This window comes from Cellulophaga fucicola (assembly GCF_900119145.1).
In the GTDB taxonomy this organism is placed as follows: Bacteria; Bacteroidota; Bacteroidia; order Flavobacteriales; family Flavobacteriaceae; genus Cellulophaga; species Cellulophaga fucicola.
In genome coordinates this window covers 1-1,726 of sequence record NZ_FPIY01000017.1, presented here as the reverse complement: position 1 = coordinate 1,726, position 1,726 = coordinate 1, and the positions used below count along the sequence as shown (strand labels likewise).

General features: G+C 38.4%; 1 protein-coding gene. It reads left to right on the top strand.

The features are described 5' to 3' along the window. Positions 1-1,726: hypothetical protein (locus tag BT107_RS17595; protein ID WP_170854759.1), on the top strand; the 1,726-nt coding region annotated here is incomplete at both ends.

The window sequence follows — 1,726 nt, the reverse complement described above, 5'->3', positions numbered from 1 at the left end:
ATGTAGATGCACAAGTTCTTGCTTCTGATCAAATTATTGTAAGTACTGATGCTGACAACACAGTGACTGCAGGAACCGATGGTGGTGCTTTTTATGATGATGCCGCTTTACAAACAAATATTACGAACAATACAACTGCTATTACAGCTGAAACTACAAGAGCTACAGCTGCAGAAAACGCTATTCAGGCTGATGTTGATACTAACGAAGTTGATGCAGATGCAGCTATCGCCTTAAAGGAAGATAGCGCTAACAAGTCTGACGTAGTAACATTAGGAACATCTGATGATCTATTCCCTACTCAGAATGCTGTTAAAACGTATGTAGATGCACAAGTTCTTGCTTCTGATCAAATTATTGTAAGTACTGATGTAGACAACGATGTTACTGCTGGTGCTGATGGTGGTGCTTTTTATGACGATGCTGCACTACAAACAAACATTGCTAATAACACAACTGCTATTACAGCTGAAACGACAAGAGCTACAGCAGCAGAAAATGCTATTCAGGCTGATGTAGACGCGAATGAAACAGCAGCAACTAACGCTATAAATGCAGTTCAAACAGACGTAGACACTAACGAAGCCGATGCAGATGCTGCTATTGCTCTAAAAGAAGATGCTGCTAATAAATCAACTAATGTTGCTTTAGGAACTTCGGATGATGCATTCCCTACTCAGAATGCAGTTAAAACGTATGTAGATGCACAAGCTGATGGAAATATAACCTCAACAGATATTGATGTTACTGGTGGTTCAAATGCAGTATTTGAAAATGTAGGTCTGAGTATTGCGGACAATGCTATAACCACTAGTAAAATTGCAGATAACAATGTTACATTAGAAAAATTGGCTAACGGAACTAGTAATGGCCAAATAATGAGATGGAATGGAACTAATTGGGTTCTTAGTAATGAAACAGTAACAAAACTAGAGAGTCCGGCTACAGCTCAAAATACTTTAGTATATACAGACGAAGCAAATGGAGCAACAACAATTCCTAATATTGTTAGAAGCGTCAATGGTGTTAATCCTGAAGCTAACGGAAATGTTGCTGTAATTTTATCAAGTGTATCAACTGGTCTGGAATCTGCTAGACCAGCAACTGGTGTAGATTCTGATATTTATATTGTATCTGGCGAAGTTGCTCCTAATACAGATAGAAATGGTGTTGCTTTTATTTATGACGATCCAACCGGATGGCAAGAAGTAACAACAGATTTATCTACAAATGATGCTCGTTATGTAAATATTATTGGTGATGCTATGACTGGTCCATTAACAATGGGAGGTAACGCTGTTACCTCAATAGCAAACCCTGTAAATGCTCAAGATGCAACTCCTAAAAGTTATGTAGATGCACAAATAATTGCTTCTACACAAGTAATTGTAAGTACTGATGCAGACAACAATGTAACCGCTGGTACAGATGGTGGTGCTTTTTATGATGATGCCGCTTTACAAACTAGTATTGCAAACAACACAACAAATATCACTTCTAACGATACTGATATCGCCAATAACGTAACTGCTATTGCTCTAAAAGAAGATGCTGCTAATAAGTCAACTAACGTTGCACTTGGAACTTCAGACGTTGACTTTCCTACTCAGAATGCTGTAAAAACGTATGTAGATGCGCAAGTAGCTGGATCTACACAAGTAATTGTAAGTACTGATGCGGATAACGATGTGACTGCTGGTGCTGATGGTGGTGCTTTTTATGATGA